The organism is Streptomyces sp. NBC_00090, from assembly GCF_045160815.1.
GTDB lineage: Bacteria > Actinomycetota > Actinomycetes > Streptomycetales > Streptomycetaceae > Streptomyces.
This window is the reverse complement of sequence record NZ_CP108224.1, coordinates 5,235,144-5,253,368: the sequence shown is the minus strand read 5'-3', so window position 1 is coordinate 5,253,368 and position 18,225 is coordinate 5,235,144. Positions and strand designations below refer to the sequence as shown.

Here is an 18,225-nt window from a genome sequence, read left to right as displayed (position 1 = left end):
TCAGCCCCTCAGTCCCATTCCAGGCCGCCGCGCCGCCACACGTACGCGTAGGCGACGAAGACGGTGAGCACGAAGAGCAGCATCTCCACGAGCCCGAAAAGCCCCAGGGCGTCGAAGGTGACGGCCCAGGGGTAGAGGAAGACGATCTCGATGTCGAAGACGATGAAGAGCATCGCCGTCAGGTAGTACTTGATCGGGAAGCGACCGCCTCCGGCGGGAGTGGGCGTCGGCTCGATGCCGCACTCGTACGCCTCAAGTTTTGCCCTGTTGTACCGCTTTGGCCCGATAAGCGTGGCCATGACCACGGAGAAGATCGCAAACCCCGCACCCAGGGCACCGAGCACGAGGACGGGCGCGTACGCATTCACGCTCCTCGCTCCTTCCAGTCGTCCTTGACCGTTGGACCGCACTGCCGACCCGTGAAAGATCGCCCCCATGTGAGGCAGTTCACAAGCCCGGCTGCCCCGCATCTTATGCCTGCCCCTCTGTGATCTGCGACACGGGGTACAGCAAGGACTTTGTGATCTCCACCACCTGACGAAGGATCATGAAGCCGGATGAGCGGTGATCTTGTTGCGCGAAGCGCCCAGGTGATCACCAGATGTGACATCCATACGGGAAATCGCTGCTCGGAGGGGGTGCTGCACTATCAAGCGTTGGCCCATACAGGCAAATTGGCGATGGACGCACCCCGGTGGTAAAGGAAGCCCGCATCGCCCGGTCGAGGGGTCCGGCGTACGGAGGTGGACGCGTGCGCCCGTTCACGAGCGAGATTGTGACCTGCGTCACGACGAGTGGGGCCAGGGAAAGCGGGGCTTGGCCACCGAGGTGAAGAGGTGGTAAGTGACGGGCAATTCGGACGTTTTATTGAAAACGCATGATCAAGGGCTCAATGACTCGTGCCCGATTTGCCCGTTACGGCGTCAATAAGGGCACCACAGAAGCGGATTCGGCGCCTCCCGGCACAACTGTGGCGCAGACCACGTTTCTTGAAGGGAACCGCCAAGCCCTGATAGCGGTTGTCCCATGTCCCACACCGCTCACATACCCAGCCACCGGAAGCCCCGCCGCAGCGCCTCGAAGCTCGCGCTCCGTGCCGGAGTTGCCGGTGGCGTCCTCGGCACCATCGCGGTGGCCGGTGCTGCCGGGCCGGCGAATGCCGAGCCGGTGACCGAGACCATCGAAATGCCCACGCTCGGGTCCCTCGACACCGGCCTGGCGAGCGCCGTCGCCGCCTCGGCCGAGGCGTCCCAGCAGGAGGCTCTCGACCAGAGCCTGCAGACCCAGGAGAACCTGGCCCTGCAGAAGGCCGCCAAGGAGGCCAAGAAGGCCAAGGCCGAGGCGGACCGCAAGGCCGAGGCCGAGCGCGCCGAGAAGGCCCGCGCCGAGGCCGAGGCCAAGGCGAAGGCCGAGCAGGAGCGCAAGGAGGCCGAGGAGCGCGCCTCGCGCGACCGTGAGCGCACCCAGCTCTCCACCACCTCCACGAGCGACAGCGGCTCCTCCGGCTCCTCGGACAGCGGCTCCTCCACGAGCACCGGCAGCAGCAACGAGACGCAGGCCCCCTCCGGCACCGCCGCCGCGATCGTGGCCTTCGCGCGTGCCCAGGTCGGCGACGCGTACGTCCGCGGCGGCACCGGCCCCAACTCCTGGGACTGCTCCGGCCTCGTCCAGGGCGCCTACGCCGCGGCCGGCATCGACCTGCCCCGCATCTCGTACGACCAGTCGAGCATGGGCACCTCCGTCTCCCTGAGCAACCTCCAGCCGGGCGACATCCTGTACTGGGGCAGCCGCAGCGGCTCGTACCACGTCGCCATCTACGTCGGCGGCGGCAAGTACGTCGGCGCGCAGAACTCGGCCACCGGCGTCGTCGAGCACTCGCTCGACTGGGACACCCCCTCGGGCGCCGTCCGGATCCTCTGATCCGACCCCGCACTCACGGCGAAGGGCCGTCACTCCTCGGGGGAGCGACGGCCCTTCGCCGTGTCCGGCCCACGGAGACGGCGGTCAGTGGCGCAGGGCCTCGGCCGGCTCGATGCGGGAGGCCCGCCACGCCGGGTAGAGGCCGGCGACCAGACCGGTGGCCAGACCGACCGCCGGAGCCGCGGCGACGGTCGCGGGATGGACGACCGGGGTCCAGTCCCTGACCAGCGCCACGCCGATCACCGTGCACACCCCGAGCGCCGTACCGACAAGCCCGCCGACCGTGCCCAGCGTGCCCGACTCCGCCAGGAACTGGAGGGAGATGTGCCGCCCCCGCGCGCCCAGGGCGCGGCGCAGCCCGATCTCGCCGGTCCGCTCCAGGACCGCCACCAGGGTCGTGTTGGCGATGCCGACCGCGCCGATGACCAGGCAGATCCCGGCAAGCAGCAGGAACAGCTGGTCCAGGTCGCCCGTCACCCCGGCCCGCAGCATCCGCGGATCCGGCGGCGGCACCGCCTTCAGGTACTCCGGGTGGTCCGGGCGCAGCGCCACCGGCGCCACCTCGGCGACCTGCCGGGCGGCCCCCGTCTCGGTGGCGACCAGCATCCGCGCGTCCCCCGGCCCCGGCGGTCCCCACATCCGCTCGGCCGTCGTCCGGGGCACGCTCACCGACATCAGCACGTCCGGCCGGCGCTCGACGTCGTCCACAATCCCGGCGACCACGAACGGCTCGTCCCCGATGAACACCGCCGGGCGGGTCTCCAGGGTGACGATGCCGAGCCGGGCCGCGACCGACGCCCCGAGGACCGCGACCGGCTGCGCCTTCGCCGACGCGAACTCGTCGTACAGCCGGCCCTGTGCGAGGTGGGGCACGGCGGCCCGGAGCGCGCCCGGCGAGGCGGCCACCACGTCGACCGGCACGCCGTCCGCGCCGTCGCCGACCGGCGCGGCCCGCACGGCGACGTCGGGCCCCAGCCGGACCGTCCAGTACACCCCGGCGTGCCGGACGCCACCGAGCCGCTCGACGCGGGCGTCCGCGTCGGCGGGGAAGCCGGGCCCGGCGAACTCGTCCTGCTGCTGGGCCACGTCCTCCACGGTGACCTCGGTCGCGGTCAACAGGTCGAAGCGGGCGTCGATCTGCGAGGAGGTCGTCGCCGTCAGGCCCAGGATCGCGACGAAGGTGCCGACGCCCAGGACGGTGCCGAGGGCGGTGAGGAGGGAACGGCCGGGGCGCTGGAGCATGCCCGCGACGGCCTCGGAGAGCAGGTCGCGGGAGGTGAGGCGGGTGGGCTCGACGGCGCGGCCGCCCTGGCGGTTTCTCATGCGGGGGTCCGTTCGTGGCCGCTCCGCCGTACGGGCCCGGCCTCGCTGAGGACGCCGTCGCGGATCGTCACCGTGCGGTCGGCGCGCGCGGCGACCTCGCTGTCGTGGGTGATGACGACGACCGTCATGCCCGAGGTGTGGAGCTCGCCGAGGAGCGACAGGACCGTCTCGGCGTTGCCCGAGTCGAGGTTGCCCGTCGGCTCGTCGCAGAGCAGCAGCGACGGCCGGCCCGCCAGCGCGCGGGCGATGGCGACGCGCTGGCGTTCACCGCCCGACAGGCGGCCGGGGAGCGCGTCGACCCGGTGGGCGAGCCCGACGCGCTCCAGCGCCTCGCGGGCGCGGACGCGCCGCTCGGCGCGGGGCACCGCCGCGTACACCATCGACAGCATCACGTTCTCCGCGGCGCTGCGGTGCGGCATCAGGTGGAACGCCTGGAAGACGAAGCCGATGCGGCGGCCTCGCAGGGCGGTGCGGTCTCTGTCGGGGAGCTCGGCCGTGTCGATCCCGTCGAGGAGATAGGTGCCCTCGGTGGGGGCGTCGAGGAGTCCCGCGACGTTCAGGAAGGTGGACTTGCCGGAACCGGAGGGGCCGACGACGGCGACGAACTCGCCGCGTTCGACCGCGAGTTCGCAGGGTCGCAGGGCCTGGACGGGCGGCGGGCCCGGGTAGGTGAGGCCGACGCGGCGGAACTCCATGACGGGCGTCTCCGGAGTGGGCTGCGCGGTGTGGACGGGTGACGGGCCGGAGTTCCGGTCCCGCCTTCGTCGTACGAGTGGGGTCATTCCGGCTCCCGGCCGCCCTGGTCGGCGCTGGTGGCGGCGATCCCGGTGATGACCTCGGCGCCCTCCGTCAGGCTGCCCGCCGTGAGCGGGACGACCTCGACGTAGCCGTCCCCGAGGGTGCCGGTGCGCACCTCGACGGGGGTGTGGCGCCCGCTCCCGTCGACGACGGTGACCACGGTCGTACCGTCCGCGCCCGCCGACACGGCGGTGACGGGGACGACGAGGGCCTCGCCATCGGTGGAGGCCGCCTCGATCGTCAGCCGTACGTCCTGGCCGGCGAGGGCGGGCGGGATCTCCTCGTCGGGCATGGCGGTGAAGAGGAAGCCGGAGCCGGTGGGGCCGTTCGCGGGCGCGGCTCCGTCCTCGCTCCGGCCCTGCCCCTCGCCCTGGCCGCCGCCTTGCTTGGCGGCGGCGGCGGTGGGCGTCGAGGCGACGGTCTCGACCTCGGCGGTGAGTTCGACGCCGGTCACCTCGTCGACGACACGGACCTTCTGGCCGGGCCGGACCATGCCCTTCTGGTGGTCCTGGAGGTAGCCCTGTGCGAGGAGGCGGCCGGAGGACAGGGTCATCAGCGTGCCGGAGACCGGGGAGCCGGGGCGTACGGCGGTGGACGCGATCCGGGCCGGGAAGCGCTCCACGAAGACGACCTCTCCCGCCGGGACCATCGGCCCGGCGACTGCCCGCGCCTTGCCGAGCGCGGTACGGGCTTTCTCCAAGTCCTCGACGGCCCGGTCCCGCGCCTTGCGCAGGTTCTTCTTCTGAGCCTCGTCCTTGTTCTCGGCGACCGCGTCCCGGGCGTCGTCGACGGCCCGTTCGGCGGCCGTCACGGCGTCACTCGCGGCGTCCACACCGGCGCCTACGTCGTCCACGGCCGGGCGTGGTTCGTAGCCGGCGGTGGCGTAGAACCCCTCCACGGCCTCCTTCGTCCCCGCACCGAACGTCCCCTCCTCGTCGCCGCCCCGGCCGAAGCCGAGCCCGGCCAGCGCGGTCTGGAGCTGGGCCACGTCGTCGCCCGTCGCGCCCGGCTTGAGGTCCCGGTAGACGGGGAGACGGCCCGGGAGGACGAAGAGCGGGCGGCCGGATATCTCCAGGATGACCTGCCCGGCGCGCACGGCCGCACCGACGGCGCCCGGCGTCTTGGTGACGACGGGCGCCCCGCCGTCCGCGCCGGCGGCGACCGGCGCCACCGGTACGGTCTGGCCCGCGACGACGGTGCCGCGCAGCACGACCGTCTCACGCAGGACGCGGCGCTCGACGGCGGCGGTGAGCAAGTCGGCCGGGGGCGGGGCGGCATCCGCCGCGATCTGAGCGGGCGACTTGATCACCGTACCGGCGAAGGCGCCGGCAGCGGTGAGGACGACGGCCCCGACGACGAGCGCACCGACCCAGAGGCGGCCTCGGGAGGCTTGGCGCTCGGGGGTGGTGTCCATGTCCGTATTCACGTCTGCGTCCATGTCGGCGGCCTCAGCCGGAGGCGGGCAAGCTGACGTCAGAGGTACCCGGGTGGCACTTTCGCATCACGGCGGAGTCGTTCATGTCCGTCCCCGCGGGCACCTCACCGGTCTTCGGGTCGGGGTCGGGATAGTCGGGGTAGCCGTTGCGCCGGTAGCACTCCGAGATCTGCTTCCCCACCTTCAACGCCTCCTGATCGACAGGGAGTTCGGTGGGAAGCAGGCTCTTGCACTCCTCCTGGGCTGCCAGCATCGCCTTGTGGTCGATGACGCCCTTGTCCACGACCCAGACACCGGCGCTCTTCTCCTTGAGCTCCACTCCGTGCTTGCCGAGGCACTCGGTGTGCGCGGCGTAGGCGGCGTCGACCGGCTCGATCGGGGCGCGGGCGGCTTCCGCGGTGCACCCGGTGAGCGCGAGGGCGACGAGGAGCAGGGGGATGGCCGGCGAGCGTCTCATCGGTGCACGTCCTTCTGCCTTCTACGGGGAGGCGTCCCCGGTGATGGGGCGCGCGGAGCTCGGAACCGGTGGCGCGGGGCGCCTCCACGGCGCGGCGCGAAGCGGGCCGGGCACGTCGTACGCGCGCTCGACGGACGCCACTCTAGACACACGGCCGAAGGCGCGTCACTTCCCAAATGCCTTGACCGGCAAGCCGTTTCCCAGATCGGGAGCGGGCGCGATCCGTTCGAACGGACGCCGCGCCTGTCGACCTGACGAACTATCACAACACCGAACACCCCTTCGCTCAGGGCGAAAGGTGCTGGTTGCCGAGGGAAAACCCCCTCCTCGCTCGACAACGCGAGCGAAAAGGTCTGGACGCAAGATCGACGGTGGCGTGTACTTCGCCGTCGGTGCCTCGCGGGCGCCATGTGTCACGTAGTTCTCACGCTGTCTCTTTCGTATCGAAAGGCAAGACCATGAAGAACACCGGCCTCCGTCGCACCCTCAGCACCGCCGTCGCCCTCGGAGCCCTCGGTGCGGGCGCTCTGGCGACCGCCGCTCCCGCCTCGGCGGCGAACAAGGACGGCTACTTGGACTACCACGAGTTCTCGCTGACCTACTACGCCACTCAGATGGGCTCCTGGACCGACTTCCTGTACGACGAGGCCCTCCTCAGCAACGACACCTTCATTACGCCCGGCGACGGGCAGGGCAAGATCGTGGACAACAACGCCGAGTCGTACTTCAACCGCGACAACGTGACCTGGTACGTGTACACCAGCTCGTACGCCGGCGGTATCGAAGGCTGGATTCCCGCAGAGCACCTGGGCAACTTCTCCACCAACTTCAAGAACCAGGTCTCCTCGATCTACGACAACGACGCCAACTAGGTCCGTCCCCCGCATCCAGCTCCGGAGCATTCATGCGTCCCCGCCCGTCCCGTTCGGCCGCTGTCCTCCTGTTGAGTGCGGGGCTGCTTCTCACCGCCTGCTCATCGGGAGAACCGGCCGTCTCCGCCGACACGAAGCCGCTGTCCGACCCGTCCAAGGTCGCCCCGGCCCGACTGGTGTACCCCTTGGACCCGTACAAGACGACGGACGAGCAGATCCGCAGTCTGGAGGCGGCACAGGACGTGCTGGTCGGGGACTGCATGAAGCGGTTCGGATTCACGTACAAGCCGCCGGTCCGGCCCGTGCCTCGTCCCAAGGACACGTCGTCGCGCTACGGGGTCACGGACGAGGCGAAGGCGGCACGGTACGGGTACGCCAGGCCCGGCGGCCCCGTCCCCGAGCCGGACGAGGTGCCCGAGGACTCGCTCCCTCCGGCCGAGCGGCTGGCGCTGAGCGGCCCGCCGCTCAAGCCCAAGCCGGGGGGTGGGATCGTCCTTCCCCCGCTCACCCTGGAGGAGTCGCGGAAGACCGACAGCGGCCGGACGGTCAACGGGCAGAAGGTGCCGGTCGGTGGCTGCGGCCGGGAAGGGTACCTCCGCCTCTACGCCGAGAAGAAGGAGCCCGTGGAGCTCCTCTACGTCTTCGGCATGGAGAGCGAGTCGTCCTCCCGGGCCCAGGAGTCCCCGAAGGTGGCCAAGGCCGTCAAGGCATGGTCGGCGTGCATGGCGGAGAAGGGGTACCGCGTCACCGACCCCGTCTCCCCGCAGGCAGCCCTCGGGCTGAAGTCGGAGGTCGACTTCGGCAGTGCCAAGGCGATCGCCGCCGCGAAGCAGGATGTGGCCTGCAAGAAGCGGACGGATCTGGTGGCCCTCTGGTACACCGCCGAGGCCGGGTTCCAGAAGAAGCTCATGGAGGAGCACGCCGAGACGCTGCGCCAGGTCAAGGTCGAGCTGGACGAGCGGATCAAGAAGGCTGCCTCGGTCAACCGGTGACACGACGGGGCCCCTTCCGGCGGGAAGGGGCCCGTCGTGTCCGGCAGCGTTCAGGCCTTCGGGGCCACCTTCGAGAGGCCGTTGATGATGCGGTCCATGGCGTCGCCGCCCGTCGGGTCGGTGAGGTTCGCCAGCATCTTGAGCGTGAACTTCATCAGGAGCGGGTGGGTCAGGCCGCGCTGGGTCGCGATCTTCATGACCTTCGGGTTGCCGATGAGCTTCACGAAGGCGCGGCCGAGCGTGTAGTAGCCGCCGTAGGTGTCCTTGAGGATCTGCGGGTAGTTCCGCAGGGCCAGCTCGCGCTGGGCGGGGGTCGCGCGGGCGTGCGCCTGGACGATGACGTCGGCCGCGATCTGGCCGGACTCCATGGCGTACGCGATGCCCTCGCCGTTGAACGGGTTGACGAGGCCGCCCGCGTCGCCGACGAGCAGCAGGCCCTTGGTGTAGTGCGGCTGGCGGTTGAAGGCCATCGGGAGGGCGGCGCCGCGGATCGACGTCGTCATGTTCTCCGGGGTGTAGCCCCAGTCCTCCGGCATCGAGGCGCACCAGGCCTTGAGGACCTCGCGCCAGTCCAGCTCCTTGAAGGCGGAGGAGGAGTTGAGGATGCCGAGGCCGACGTTGGACGTACCGTCGCCCATGCCGAAGATCCAGCCGTAGCCGGGGAGCAGCCGGTCCTGGTCGCCGCGCCGGTCCCACAGCTCCAGCCAGGACTCCAGGTAGTCGTCGTCGTGGCGGGGCGAGGTGAAGTAGGTGCGGACGGCGACGCCCATCGGCCGGTCCTCGCGCCGGTGCAGGCCCATGGCGACGGAGAGCCGGGTGGAGTTGCCGTCGGCGGCGACGACGAGCGGGGCGTGGAAGGTGACCTCGCGCTTCTCCTCGCCGAGCTTGGCCTGGACGCCGGTGATGCGGCCCGTGCGGTCGTCGATGATCGGGGCGCCGACGTTGCAGCGCTCGTACAGCCGGGCGCCGGCCTTCTGCGCCTGCCGGGCGAGCTGCTCGTCGAAGTCGTCGCGCTTGCGGACGAGTCCGTAGTCCGGGTACGAGGCGAGCTCCGGCCAGTCGAGCTCCAGGCGGACGCCGCCGCCGATGATCCGCAGGCCCTTGTTCCGCAGCCAGCCGGCCTCTTCGGAGATGTCGATGCCCATGGAGACGAGCTGCTTGGTGGCGCGGGGGGTGAGGCCGTCGCCGCAGACCTTCTCGCGGGGGAACGCGGTCTTCTCCAGGAGCAGGACGTCGAGTCCGGCCTTGGCGAGGTAGTACGCGGTGGTCGAGCCGGCCGGGCCCGCCCCGACGACGATCACATCTGCGGTGTGCTCGGAGAGGGGCTGCTCGGTCACGGCGGATTCTCCCGAAGACTCGACGGTAGGAGGGCGGTACGGACGTACCGGGGCAGTCTATGGGGGCGTGTCGCGGGCCGTCCGGAGGGCCACCCCGAGGGCTGTCCGGACGGCTTTCCTCCTGGCCGCCACCGCGTACGCGGGGATCAGCGGCCACTACGGCATGTACGCCGAGCAGCGGCCAGGACCCCCCTCAGGCCTTGAACCCCCGGTGCAGGGCGACGATCCCGCCGGTCAGGTTCCGCCAGGCCACCTTCGACCAGCCGGCCTTCTGGAGCATTCCCGCCAGGGTCGGCTGGTCCGGCCAGGACTGGATGGACTCGGCCAGGTACACGTACGCGTCGGGGTTCGAGGAGACCGCGCGGGCCACCGGCGGCAGCGCGCGCATCAGGTACTCCTCGTACACCGTGCGGAACGGCGCCCAGGTCGCGTGCGAGAACTCGGAGATGACGACCCGGCCGCCGGGCTTCGTCACCCGGTACAGCTCGCGCAGCGCCGCGTCCGTGTCCTGGATGTTGCGCAGCCCGAAGGAGATGGTGACGGCGTCGAAGACGTCGTCGCGGAACGGCAGCTTCGTGCCGTCGCCCGCCGTGAACGGCATCCACGGGTGCTTCTTCTTGCCGACCTGGAGCATGCCGATCGAGAAGTCGCAGGGCACGACGTACGCGCCGGCGCGGGCGAAGGGCTGCGAGGAGGTGGCCGTACCCGCGGCGAGGTCGAGGATCTTCTGCGCGGGGCGGGCGTCGACCGCCTTCGCGACCTCCTTGCGCCAGCGCCGGTCCTGGCCGAGGGAGAGCACGTCGTTGGTGAGGTCGTAGTTCGCCGCCACGTCGTCGAACATCGAGGCGACTTCGTGCGGCTGCTTGTCCAGAGTGGCTCGGGTCACTGGCGTTCGGCCTCGCAGAATCGGGGTACGGGCGGGCGCGTCCATTCTCGCAGGCGGAGTGCCGTCACCGACCGGGGGCTTGCCGGTCGGTGACGACGTCAGCGGCTGCGGTGGACGAGACGTCCCTCGATGACGGTCGCCACACAGGTCGACGCTCCGAGGCGGACCAGAGCCGCCCGGTCGGGGACGTCGAAGACGGCGAAGCGGGCGGGGCCTCCCGGCATCAGACCGGGCATGAGCACCAGCGGCACCGGAGAGAAGGACGGCGGGCCGGGGAGCCTGTCGGGGCGGCGGCCGACGGCGAGACCGGCCCGGCGCACGGCGTCCACGGCGGCCCGGCCGCGCAGCTCGCCGGCGACGGCGACCGTCCCGTGGGCGAGCATCCGCTGCACGCCGCGGCGCGCGGAGGCGCCCCGGCGGGAGGCGTCCGCCCGGAAGATCCGCTGCGCCCGCTCCCCCGTGATCGGCTCGGTGCCGAACCCCGCGGCCTCCCGGGGGTCCGGGTGGTACATGCCCTCCAGCAGCTCGGGCGCGTACGGGTTGAGCAGTCCGGGCGTGAGGATGCCGGGCCACCGCCGCACCCGCGCCTCGGGTCGGACGGCGGCCAGGTCCTCGTACGGGCCGACGGCGGCGACGAGGGCGCCGTCGACCAGGACGGCGGTCTCGGGTGACGCCTCGGCGACGTGGATGGTCAGCACGGGCGCGTCAGTTGGCGTCGAGGAGCTTCAGCTCGGGGTGAGCCGTGCCGCCCTCGATCGCCGTGGACGAGATGTGCGAGGCGACGCGCTCGTCGACCGGGTCGTTCGCCGGGTCGTCGTGGACCACGATGTGCTCGTAGGTCGTGGTGCGCTGCGCCGGGACCCGGTCGGCCGTGCGGATCATGTCGATCATCTCGCGCAGGTTGGAGCGGTGCTTGGCGCCCGCCGAGGAGACGACGTTCTCCTCCAGCATGATCGAGCCGAGGTCGTCGGCGCCGTAGTGCAGGGTCAGCTGGCCGATCTCCTTGCCCGTGGTGAGCCACGAGCCCTGGATGTGGGCGATGTTGTCGAAGAACAGCCGCGCGATCGCGATCATCCGGAGGTACTCGAAGAGCGTGGCGTGCGTGCGGCCCTTGAGGTGGTTGTTCTCGGGCTGGTACGTGTACGGGATGAAGGCCCGGAAGCCGCCCGTCCGGTCCTGCGTGTCACGGATCATGCGGAGGTGCTCGATCCGCTCGGCGTTGGTCTCGCCGGTGCCCATCAGCATGGTGGAGGTGGACTCGACACCCAGCCCGTGGGCGATCTCCATGATCTCCAGCCAGCGCTCGCCGCTCTCCTTGAGCGGGGCGATGGCCTTGCGCGGCCGCTCGGGGAGCAGCTCGGCGCCGGCGCCCGCGAAGGAGTCGAGGCCTGCCGCGTGGATCCGGGTGATCGCCTCCTCGGCGGAGACCCCGGAGATCCGGGCCATGTGCTCGACCTCGGAGGCCCCGAGGGAGTGGATGACCAGCTGCGGGAAGGCCTGCTTGATGGCGGCGAAGTGCTCCTCGTAGTACTCGACGCCGTAGTCCGGGTGGTGGCCGCCCTGGAACATGATCTGGGTGCCGCCGAGCTCCACGGTCTCCGCGCAGCGGCGCAGGATGTCGTCGAGGTCGCGGGTCCAGCCCTTCTTCGTGTCCTTCGGGGCGGCGTAGAACGCACAGAACTTGCACGCCGTCACACAGACGTTCGTGTAGTTGATGTTGCGCTCGATGATGTACGTCGCGATGTGCTCGGTCCCCGCGTACCGACGGCGGCGGACCGCGTCGGCGGCGGCGCCCAGCGCGTGCAGGGGCGCCGAGCGGTAGAGGTCGAGCGCCTCCTCGGGGGTGATCCGGCCACCCGCGGCTGCGCGGTCGAGAACGGCTGCGACATCAAACGACGTGAGTTCGGCCTTCTCGGTCACCGGATGCGTCCCTTTCGGAGGGGTTCTGACGGACCGAACCAGCCTACGCCAGCGGTTGTCACGGCCTCCGCAGGGTGCCGGTCGGCGGCGCGGGGCGAATGCCCGGTGAATTGCGGGGGTCATTCCGGGAACGTCAGGAAAGGGGCGTCCGGAACACCGGGGACGTACCGGATTCCGCACGCGATTCGGTTCACGAGCGTTCGCGATCCGGTTCGCGAGCCGGTGGCGATCCGGTGCGCGCGCATTCCCGAACGCCCCCGGCGCATAAGGAGCGGCGCAAGGGGCGGCGTAACGAGGCGCCTAACGAGCTGTGTAACGAGCGCTCTATCGAGTGGCCTATCGCGCTCTGTACCGAGCGCTCTATCGACTCTGGGTCGAGCTCTGTATCGAGCGCCCTATCGGATGGCGGACCCGAGCAGTTCCACCGTGACGTCCGCGGGGAAACCCGTCGTCGGGCCCGTGCGGCGGGCGAACTCCCGTACGCCGGCGAGCTGCTCCGGGCCGAAGCGGAAGTCGAGCGTACGGAAATACCGCTCAAGGAGTTCGGCGTCGAAGGTCTCCCAGCGGGCGGCCTGCTCGGCGACCTTGGCGACCTCGTCGAGGGAGAGGTCCCGCGAGGCCAGGAACGCCTGGTGCACCTCGTGGACGGTCTCCGGCTCGCGCTCCAGGTAGTCCTTGCGCGCCGCCCACACGGCGAAGACGAACGGCAGCCCCGTCCAGTCCTTCCACATGAGGCCCAGGTCGTGGACCTGGAGCCCGAGCCTGGGAGCGTCATGGAGGGAGGCCCGGAGCGCGGCGTCGCCGATGAGGACCGCCGCCTCCGCCTCCTGCATCATCACGCCGAGGTCGGGCGGGCAGGTGTAGTAGGCGGGCCGCACCCCGTGCTGCTCGGCGAGGAGCAGCTGGGCGAGGCGGACCGAGGTGCGGGAGGTGGAGCCGAGCGCCACCCGGGCCCCGTCCAGCTCCTGGAGCGGCCGCTGCGAGACGATCACGCAGGACATGACCGGGCCGTCGCAGCCGACGGCGATGTCGGGGAGGGCGACGAGGTCCTCCGCGTTGCGGAGGTACTCGACGAGGGTGATGGGGCCGATGTCGAGATCGCCCCGCACGAGGCGCTCGCTGAGCTTCTCCGGGGTGTCCTTCGTGAGCTCGAGATCGAGGAGCGTTCCGGTCCTCGCGAGCCCCCAGTAGAGGGGCAGGCAGTTCAGGAACTGGATGTGTCCGACGCGGGGCCGGCTGCGCTGGTGGTCATCGGTTGCATTGTCCACATCGCGAGGCTAGACCCGTCTCGTACGGCGGACATCGCCGGGGCACGCGACACGGTCGGCGTCAGCTTCTGAACCGCAGATCAAACATGTGGGTGACGTGATCTTTCCCTCTACCGCCCGCCGCGTCCTGCGTGCTACGCTCAGCGCAAGTTGCAGTTTGGTTTCCCTTGCAGTACAGAGCCTGCGGAGCATGTGACCCGCAGGCTTTTGTAGTTTTCAGACTTGTTTGCAGGTTCTGGAGCAGGGCAACCCTTTGGCCCAAGGAGGGCTTATGGCTACCGGAACCGTCAAGTGGTTCAACGCTGAAAAGGGCTTCGGCTTCATCGCCCAGGACGGCGGCGGCCCGGATGTCTTCGTCCACTACTCCGCGATCAACGCGAACGGCTTCCGTTCGCTCGAGGAGAACCAGCTCGTGACCTTCGACGTCACGCAGGGCCCGAAGGGCCCGCAGGCGGAGAACGTCACCCCGGCCTAAGTTGCCCGGGTCGGCGAAAGCGCACGACTAGAGCAGTACCCAAGGAGCCCCGCTCCGTGCCCCAGGGCACGAGCGGGGCTCCTGCCCTTTTCTCCGGGCACGTCACGCGGCCGGCCTCCGGGCACGTCACGTGGCCGCCCGGAGTCGGCCGGGGCAGGCGGTCAGCAGGTGGGGATGGTCGCGCCGTTGTTGTCGCGGGCCTCGTCGTTGCCCCAGCGGGACAGGTAGTAGGCGGACACGTACGCTCCGTTGCCGTTCTTCCCGGCGTAGACGGTGTCCAGGTCGGTCCTGAGCCACCAGTGGTTGTAGTTGCCGGAGCCGTCCCGGACCTCCTGGCCCCAGACCTTGCAGTAGACGTAGTTCGTGCCCGCGTTCAGCACGCCCTGGGCGTCGTTGGTGTTCGCCTGGGCGTAGCCGGTCGCGTTGGCGAAGGTGTCGACCCAGTACTTTCCGCCTCCGCCGCCCGAGCAGCCGTTGTCGCTCGTCAGGTACTTGGAGCCGTAGGAGCCCGGGTAGGGGGCGAGGGAGGCGCCGTTGATCACGATGGGCTGGCCGACACCGTTGTAGAGCTGCTCGTAGTGGATGTGGGCGCCGGAGCTGTTGCCGGTGGAGCCGGTGGTGCCGATCTGCTGACCCTGGGCGACCCAGGCGCCGTTGGCGACGGAGTAGGCGTTGAGGTGGAAGTAGTACGTCTTCCAGCCGCCGCCGTGGTCGACCACGATGTAGTTGCCCGCGCCGGTCGGCTGCGAGTAGCGGTAGGCGGTGCCGGAGGCCGAGGCGAGGACCGGGGTGCGGGCCGTCGTACCGCCGTCGGCGCGGATGAAGTCGAGGGCCTGGCGGACCTCGGCGGAGTGGTGGCTGTAGGTCCACTTCTGGCCGCAGGGGTAGGGCGCCTTGAAGAGCGGCGCCGCCTGGGCGGGGGTGGTGGTGACGAGCGCGGTGAGCAGGCCCGCGACGAGCGCGAGCAGGGTGCCGAGCGGAGTGATCCGTGCACGCATGCGTCCTCCGGTACGGGGGGGTGGGGGGAGCGGTGATCCCTTGGGGGATCAGGGGTCGACGCGCGTTGAACGGACCACAGAGTGCCGGAAGATCGTCTGTCGCAGTAGACCGCGAACACCACACTCGTGCCGCGGCGATTACGTAGTCTGGACACATGACCGAACGGAAACCGCCCGGTGTGAGCTTCGAGTCATTCGTCGACAAGCAGATCCGCGAGGCCGCGGAGCGCGGGGAGTTCCGGAGCCTGCCCGGTTTCGGGAAGCCGCTGCCGGACGACTCCGCGCCGTACGACGAACTGTGGTGGATCAAGGGCAAGATGCACAGCGAGGGCGCGTCCGTGCTGCCGCCGTCGCTCGCCCTCCGCAAGGCGGCCGAGGACGCGGAGGAGGCGGTCGCCGCGGCCGTCTCGGAGAGCCAGGTCCGCCGGATCCTCGGCGAGATCAACACCCGGATCGCCGAAGCCCTGCTCCGGCCGCCCGCCGGGCCCCCGCTGAACCTCAAGCCCTTCGACGTCGACGCGACGGTGGAGCGGTGGAAGGCGGAAAGGAGTCTCCCGTGAACAGCGCCGGACTGCTGGTCGACTCGTTCGGACGGGTGCGGGAAGCCGTCCACGAAGCCGTGGAGGGCCTGACGGACGAGGAGCTCGCCGCCCGGATCGATCCGGACGCCAACTCGATCGCCTGGCTCGTCTGGCACCTCACCCGCATCCAGGACGACCACCTCGCGGGCGCCTTCGACACGGAGCAGCTGTGGGCCTCCGACGGCTGGGCGGACCGCTTCGGCCTGCCGTTCCCGAAGGATGCCACCGGGTACGGGCAGACGAGGGCCCAGGTGGACGCGGTGCGCGCCCCGGCGGAGCTGCTGCTCGGGTACCACGACGCCGTGCACGAGCGGAGCGTGGAGCTGGTCGGGACGGTGACGAACGCGGAGCTCGCGCGGGTCGTCGACACCTCCTGGGACCCGCCGGTCACCCTCGGCGTCCGGCTGGTGTCGGTGATCGCGGACGACCTCCAGCACGCGGGGCAGGCGGCGTACGTACGGGGTGTGGTGGAGCGGCGGTGACGTCGGACGCCTGCGGCTGGTAGCCTCCGGCCGATCTTGACGAGAGGCGATGTTCCGGTTGGGGGGCACCACCGGCCGCCTCGGCTCCAGGGGGAGGCCTTCGATGGACCACCGCACCCGCACATCCGTTTCGCGTTCACGCCGCCGTCTCGGCGCGGCCGTCCTCGTCGCACTCGCCGTCACGGCCGGTGGGCTGGGCGCGCCCGCCGTCGCCGCGCCGCCCACGGGCGTCACCGCCGACACGTCAGCCGCCGCCGACGATTCCGCCACCGCCGGCACGTCCGCCACCACCACCACGTACCCGCGCGAGGCGAAGCTCTGGGGCCTGGGCCGTACCGGCTTCCTCACCTGGTCGGTGGAAGAAGACCTCATCGCCCGCTGGACGCGGCTCTCGGACGGCGCCGTGACCGCCTTCCCGGCCGGCCACACGGTCTTCGGCTCGCGCGACTCCGACGTCGTCATCGACGAGGCGGACCGTACCGTCACGCTCAGGGACATGGCGGTGGGCACGGAACTGTTCGAGCTCGACCTCATGCAGCTGGGCGCGGACAGCCAGGTCGCGGGCGCCGTACGCTCGACCCTCTTCGTCTCCGCCTCCAACGGGGCCGGCGGCCGGAGCCTCCGCCTCTACACCCCCGCCGACGGCCTGCCCTCGTCCCGGTCCGTGACCGGGCTGCCCACGGACGCCACCGGCCTGTGGGCCGTGGGTGTCGCCGGTGACAGCGCCCTCATCAGGTACCGGACCGGCTCGGGCGGCCACTGGGCGCTCCTCGACCTCAAGACCGCCGCCGTGACCGCCCACCACGCGGCCCCACAGCTTCAGGACGCGGCCGTGTCCGCGACGTACGTCGCCTGGACCGAGCAGTCCGACGGCGGGGCCGCCACCGTGGTGGCCCTGAACCGCGCCACCGGCAAGGTCCAGCGCATCCCGCTCGCCGCGCAGAACCGCGTGGCCCTCGGTCTGGTGGGGAACTGGGTCACGTACGGCGAGACCGACGGGCTGCGTGCCTACGAGCCCAGCCCGCTCCTCGCGCTCACCGCCCGCGACCTGAACACCGGTACGACCCGCAAGCTCCTCGACCACGTCGTGTCGGACGTCGACGGGCCCGGCGGCACGAACGGCGTCCACGGCGGCACGGCCGCCCAGGGCCAGGGCCTGTACCGGATCGCCCCGGGGACCGGCGGGGTGCCGGTCGCCACGCTCCTCGCACCCAGCGGCGAGCCGACCAAGGTCGACCTGCTCGGCCACAGCATTCCGGCGACGATCGACCTGAGCCGCAACCGCGGCTTCGACCTGAAGTGGCGGCTCTCGCGCATCAACGTCGAGATGACCGTCACCCTGCGCAACACCCGCACCGGCGACACCAAGGTCGAGCACGTGTACCCGCTCGCCGAGCAGGCCGCGGACTTCACGTATGCCCACTACGTCTGGCAGGGCGACGTCGACTGGCCGGGCGAACCGGGCCGGTCGACGGGCGCTCCGGCGGGCCCGTACACCTGGCGGATCGACGCCAAGCCGCTCAACGGCATCGGCCCGACGCTGACGAAGACCGGTTCCTTCACGGTGGTCCGCGGCAAGCCGCAGCCGCACGACTTCGACGGCGACGGGTCGCCCGACCTGCTCATGCGGGACACCACGGGCCGGCTGCTGCTCGCGGACACCTTCCGCGTCACGGACTGGGGAAGCGGCTACGAGTACTTCCAGGAGCACCACTTCAAGGTCGTCGGGCAGGGCTACGGGATCTACGACAAGATCGAGGCCACCGGCGACCTCGGCGGCTCGGGCGTCGGCGACTTCGTCGCCCGCGACAAGGCCGGGGTGCTGTGGCTGTACAAGGGGCGCGGTGACCACACCTTCAGCGCTCGCATCCGGATCGGCGGCGGCTGGGGCGCGTACACCCGGCTCACCGGCGGCAGCGACCTGACCGGGGACGGCCGCGCCGACCTCGTCGCGGCCGACAGGGCCGGTGTCCTCTGGCTGTACCGGGGCACCGGGAGGGACACCGCGCCCTTCGCCGCCCGCGTCCGGATCGGCGGTGGCTGGGGCGTCTACGACCAGCTCACCGCCGTCGGAGACCTCGCCGGAGGCGCTGCCGGAGACCTCGTCGCCCGGGACCGGGCCGGTGTCCTCTGGCTCTACCTCGGCACGGGGAACGGCACCTTCGCGCCGCGGACCCGGATCGGCGGCGGCTGGGGCGGGTACGGCCGGCTGGTCGGGATCGGGGACGCGGACCGGGACGGCCGTCCGGACCTGTACACCGCGGGGGTCCTCTACCGGGGAACGGGCGACTACCGGACCCCGCTGCGGCCGCGCGAGGAGACGTCCCCGTATCACTTCTGGGCCACGGCCGTCACGTACAACCACTTCGTCTGACACGACGTCGGACCGCGTGCCCCGAGCGATCACGGGTCGGGGCACGTACAACCCCTTGGCCCGACCGGGAGTCCGACCGAACGGCGCACGCACGAGCGGGCGCCCGT

18 protein-coding genes are annotated in these 18,225 nt (G+C 71.0%); 7 read left to right on the top strand and 11 right to left on the bottom strand.

The annotated features are described in order from the left end of the window. Positions 1-8: 8 nt before the first annotated feature. A complete protein-coding gene (locus OG361_RS23510) occupies positions 9-368 on the bottom strand; it encodes an NADH-quinone oxidoreductase subunit A (protein WP_019888619.1) in 360 nt (119 codons plus the stop codon). A 658-nt stretch (positions 369-1,026) separates the two neighbouring features. On the opposite strand from OG361_RS23510, the gene OG361_RS23505 reads away from it, so the two are divergent. After that, entirely contained in the window at positions 1,027-1,920 is an 894-nt protein-coding gene (locus OG361_RS23505) for a C40 family peptidase (protein WP_405856526.1), read from the top strand. 84 nt (positions 1,921-2,004) lie between these two features. Here the strand turns inward: OG361_RS23505 and OG361_RS23500 are convergent, their stop codons facing one another. From OG361_RS23500 to OG361_RS23485, 4 genes are read right to left on the bottom strand one after another with little or no spacing between them, the layout of a single operon-like run. Further along, positions 2,005-3,243: an ABC transporter permease gene (locus OG361_RS23500; protein ID WP_384559945.1), complete on the bottom strand. Its 1,239-nt coding sequence runs from the start codon at positions 3,241-3,243 to the stop codon at positions 2,005-2,007. After that, complete coding sequence (locus OG361_RS23495; protein WP_405856523.1) at positions 3,240-4,025, bottom strand: ABC transporter ATP-binding protein; 786 nt, start codon at positions 4,023-4,025, stop codon at positions 3,240-3,242. Before OG361_RS23495 ends, OG361_RS23500 begins: the two co-directional genes overlap by 4 nt. Beyond that, positions 4,022-5,479 carry a peptidoglycan-binding protein gene (locus tag OG361_RS23490; protein WP_405856521.1) on the bottom strand — a complete coding sequence of 486 codons (1,458 nt, stop codon included), beginning with the start codon at positions 5,477-5,479 and terminating at the stop codon, positions 4,022-4,024. The genes OG361_RS23495 and OG361_RS23490 overlap by 4 nt, the downstream gene beginning before the upstream one ends. A 10-nt stretch (positions 5,480-5,489) precedes the next feature. Beyond that, the gene (locus OG361_RS23485) at positions 5,490-5,933 is read right to left on the bottom strand and encodes a hypothetical protein (protein ID WP_405856519.1); all 444 of its coding nucleotides are present in this window, start codon (positions 5,931-5,933) and stop codon (positions 5,490-5,492) included. Between the two features lie 458 nt (positions 5,934-6,391). Between OG361_RS23485 and OG361_RS23480 the strand changes: the two genes are divergently transcribed. Continuing rightward, positions 6,392-6,805, top strand: a complete 414-nt coding sequence (locus tag OG361_RS23480; protein WP_405856517.1) for a hypothetical protein — start codon at positions 6,392-6,394, stop codon at positions 6,803-6,805. A 32-nt stretch (positions 6,806-6,837) separates the two neighbouring features. Then, positions 6,838-7,797 carry a hypothetical protein gene (locus OG361_RS23475; protein ID WP_405856515.1) on the top strand — a complete coding sequence of 320 codons (960 nt, stop codon included), beginning with the start codon at positions 6,838-6,840 and terminating at the stop codon, positions 7,795-7,797. 50 nt (positions 7,798-7,847) lie between these two features. Here the strand turns inward: OG361_RS23475 and OG361_RS23470 are convergent, their stop codons facing one another. The 5 genes from OG361_RS23470 to OG361_RS23450 all read right to left on the bottom strand — a co-directional run bounded on the left by OG361_RS23470 (position 7,848) and on the right by OG361_RS23450 (position 13,208). Continuing rightward, positions 7,848-9,134, bottom strand: coding sequence for a geranylgeranyl reductase family protein (locus OG361_RS23470; RefSeq protein ID WP_405856513.1), 1,287 nt, complete (start codon positions 9,132-9,134; stop codon positions 7,848-7,850). 193 nt (positions 9,135-9,327) lie between these two features. After that, a complete protein-coding gene (locus OG361_RS23465) occupies positions 9,328-10,020 on the bottom strand; it encodes a demethylmenaquinone methyltransferase (RefSeq protein ID WP_405856511.1) in 693 nt (230 codons plus the stop codon). A gap of 98 nt (positions 10,021-10,118) precedes the next feature. After that, positions 10,119-10,718 (bottom strand): hypothetical protein, encoded by a 600-nt coding sequence (locus OG361_RS23460; protein WP_405856509.1) that lies wholly within the window; start codon positions 10,716-10,718, stop codon positions 10,119-10,121. Between the two features lie 7 nt (positions 10,719-10,725). Beyond that, on the bottom strand, positions 10,726-11,940 hold the full coding sequence (gene mqnC / locus OG361_RS23455; protein ID WP_405856507.1) for a cyclic dehypoxanthinyl futalosine synthase: 1,215 nt from the start codon (positions 11,938-11,940) through the stop codon (positions 10,726-10,728). A 395-nt stretch (positions 11,941-12,335) separates the two neighbouring features. Continuing rightward, a complete protein-coding gene (locus tag OG361_RS23450) occupies positions 12,336-13,208 on the bottom strand; it encodes a menaquinone biosynthetic enzyme MqnA/MqnD family protein (RefSeq protein ID WP_405856505.1) in 873 nt (290 codons plus the stop codon). Between the two features lie 271 nt (positions 13,209-13,479). Between OG361_RS23450 and OG361_RS23445 the strand changes: the two genes are divergently transcribed. Beyond that, positions 13,480-13,683, top strand: a complete 204-nt coding sequence (locus OG361_RS23445) for a cold-shock protein (RefSeq protein WP_030208785.1) — start codon at positions 13,480-13,482, stop codon at positions 13,681-13,683. 161 nt (positions 13,684-13,844) lie between these two features. Here OG361_RS23445 and OG361_RS23440 read toward each other — a convergent pair whose 3' ends face one another. After that, positions 13,845-14,681: a M23 family metallopeptidase gene (locus OG361_RS23440; RefSeq protein WP_405856502.1), complete on the bottom strand. Its 837-nt coding sequence runs from the start codon at positions 14,679-14,681 to the stop codon at positions 13,845-13,847. A gap of 155 nt (positions 14,682-14,836) precedes the next feature. Here OG361_RS23440 and OG361_RS23435 point away from each other — a divergent pair, with 155 nt between their 5' ends. The 3 genes from OG361_RS23435 (at position 14,837) to OG361_RS23425 (ending at position 18,118) form a co-directional block, all read left to right on the top strand. Continuing rightward, positions 14,837-15,241: a DUF1992 domain-containing protein gene (locus OG361_RS23435; RefSeq protein ID WP_405856500.1), complete on the top strand. Its 405-nt coding sequence runs from the start codon at positions 14,837-14,839 to the stop codon at positions 15,239-15,241. Further along, positions 15,238-15,744 (top strand): DinB family protein, encoded by a 507-nt coding sequence (locus tag OG361_RS23430; RefSeq protein ID WP_405856498.1) that lies wholly within the window; start codon positions 15,238-15,240, stop codon positions 15,742-15,744. Before OG361_RS23435 ends, OG361_RS23430 begins: the two co-directional genes overlap by 4 nt. Positions 15,745-15,847: 103 nt before the next feature. Next, positions 15,848-18,118 carry an FG-GAP repeat domain-containing protein gene (locus tag OG361_RS23425; protein WP_405856496.1) on the top strand — a complete coding sequence of 757 codons (2,271 nt, stop codon included), beginning with the start codon at positions 15,848-15,850 and terminating at the stop codon, positions 18,116-18,118. The last annotated feature ends 107 nt before the right edge of the window (positions 18,119-18,225 follow it).

What these genes read in the sequence shown, in the direction of transcription:
- OG361_RS23485 (WP_405856519.1), bottom strand. Translation starts at nt 5,933, where the DNA reads ATGAGACGCTCGCCGGCCATCCCCCTGCTCCTCGTCGCCCTCGCGCTC.
- OG361_RS23490 (WP_405856521.1), bottom strand. Translation starts at nt 5,479, where the DNA reads ATGGACGCAGACGTGAATACGGACATGGACACCACCCCCGAGCGCCAA.
- OG361_RS23475 (WP_405856515.1), top strand. Translation starts at nt 6,838, where the DNA reads ATGCGTCCCCGCCCGTCCCGTTCGGCCGCTGTCCTCCTGTTGAGTGCG.
- OG361_RS23435 (WP_405856500.1), top strand. Translation starts at nt 14,837, where the DNA reads ATGACCGAACGGAAACCGCCCGGTGTGAGCTTCGAGTCATTCGTCGAC.
- OG361_RS23425 (WP_405856496.1), top strand. Translation starts at nt 15,848, where the DNA reads ATGGACCACCGCACCCGCACATCCGTTTCGCGTTCACGCCGCCGTCTC.
- OG361_RS23505 (WP_405856526.1), top strand. Translation starts at nt 1,027, where the DNA reads ATGTCCCACACCGCTCACATACCCAGCCACCGGAAGCCCCGCCGCAGC.
- OG361_RS23480 (WP_405856517.1), top strand. Translation starts at nt 6,392, where the DNA reads ATGAAGAACACCGGCCTCCGTCGCACCCTCAGCACCGCCGTCGCCCTC.
- OG361_RS23445 (WP_030208785.1), top strand. Translation starts at nt 13,480, where the DNA reads ATGGCTACCGGAACCGTCAAGTGGTTCAACGCTGAAAAGGGCTTCGGC.
- OG361_RS23495 (WP_405856523.1), bottom strand. Translation starts at nt 4,025, where the DNA reads ATGACCCCACTCGTACGACGAAGGCGGGACCGGAACTCCGGCCCGTCA.
- OG361_RS23500 (WP_384559945.1), bottom strand. Translation starts at nt 3,243, where the DNA reads ATGAGAAACCGCCAGGGCGGCCGCGCCGTCGAGCCCACCCGCCTCACC.
- OG361_RS23440 (WP_405856502.1), bottom strand. Translation starts at nt 14,681, where the DNA reads ATGCGTGCACGGATCACTCCGCTCGGCACCCTGCTCGCGCTCGTCGCG.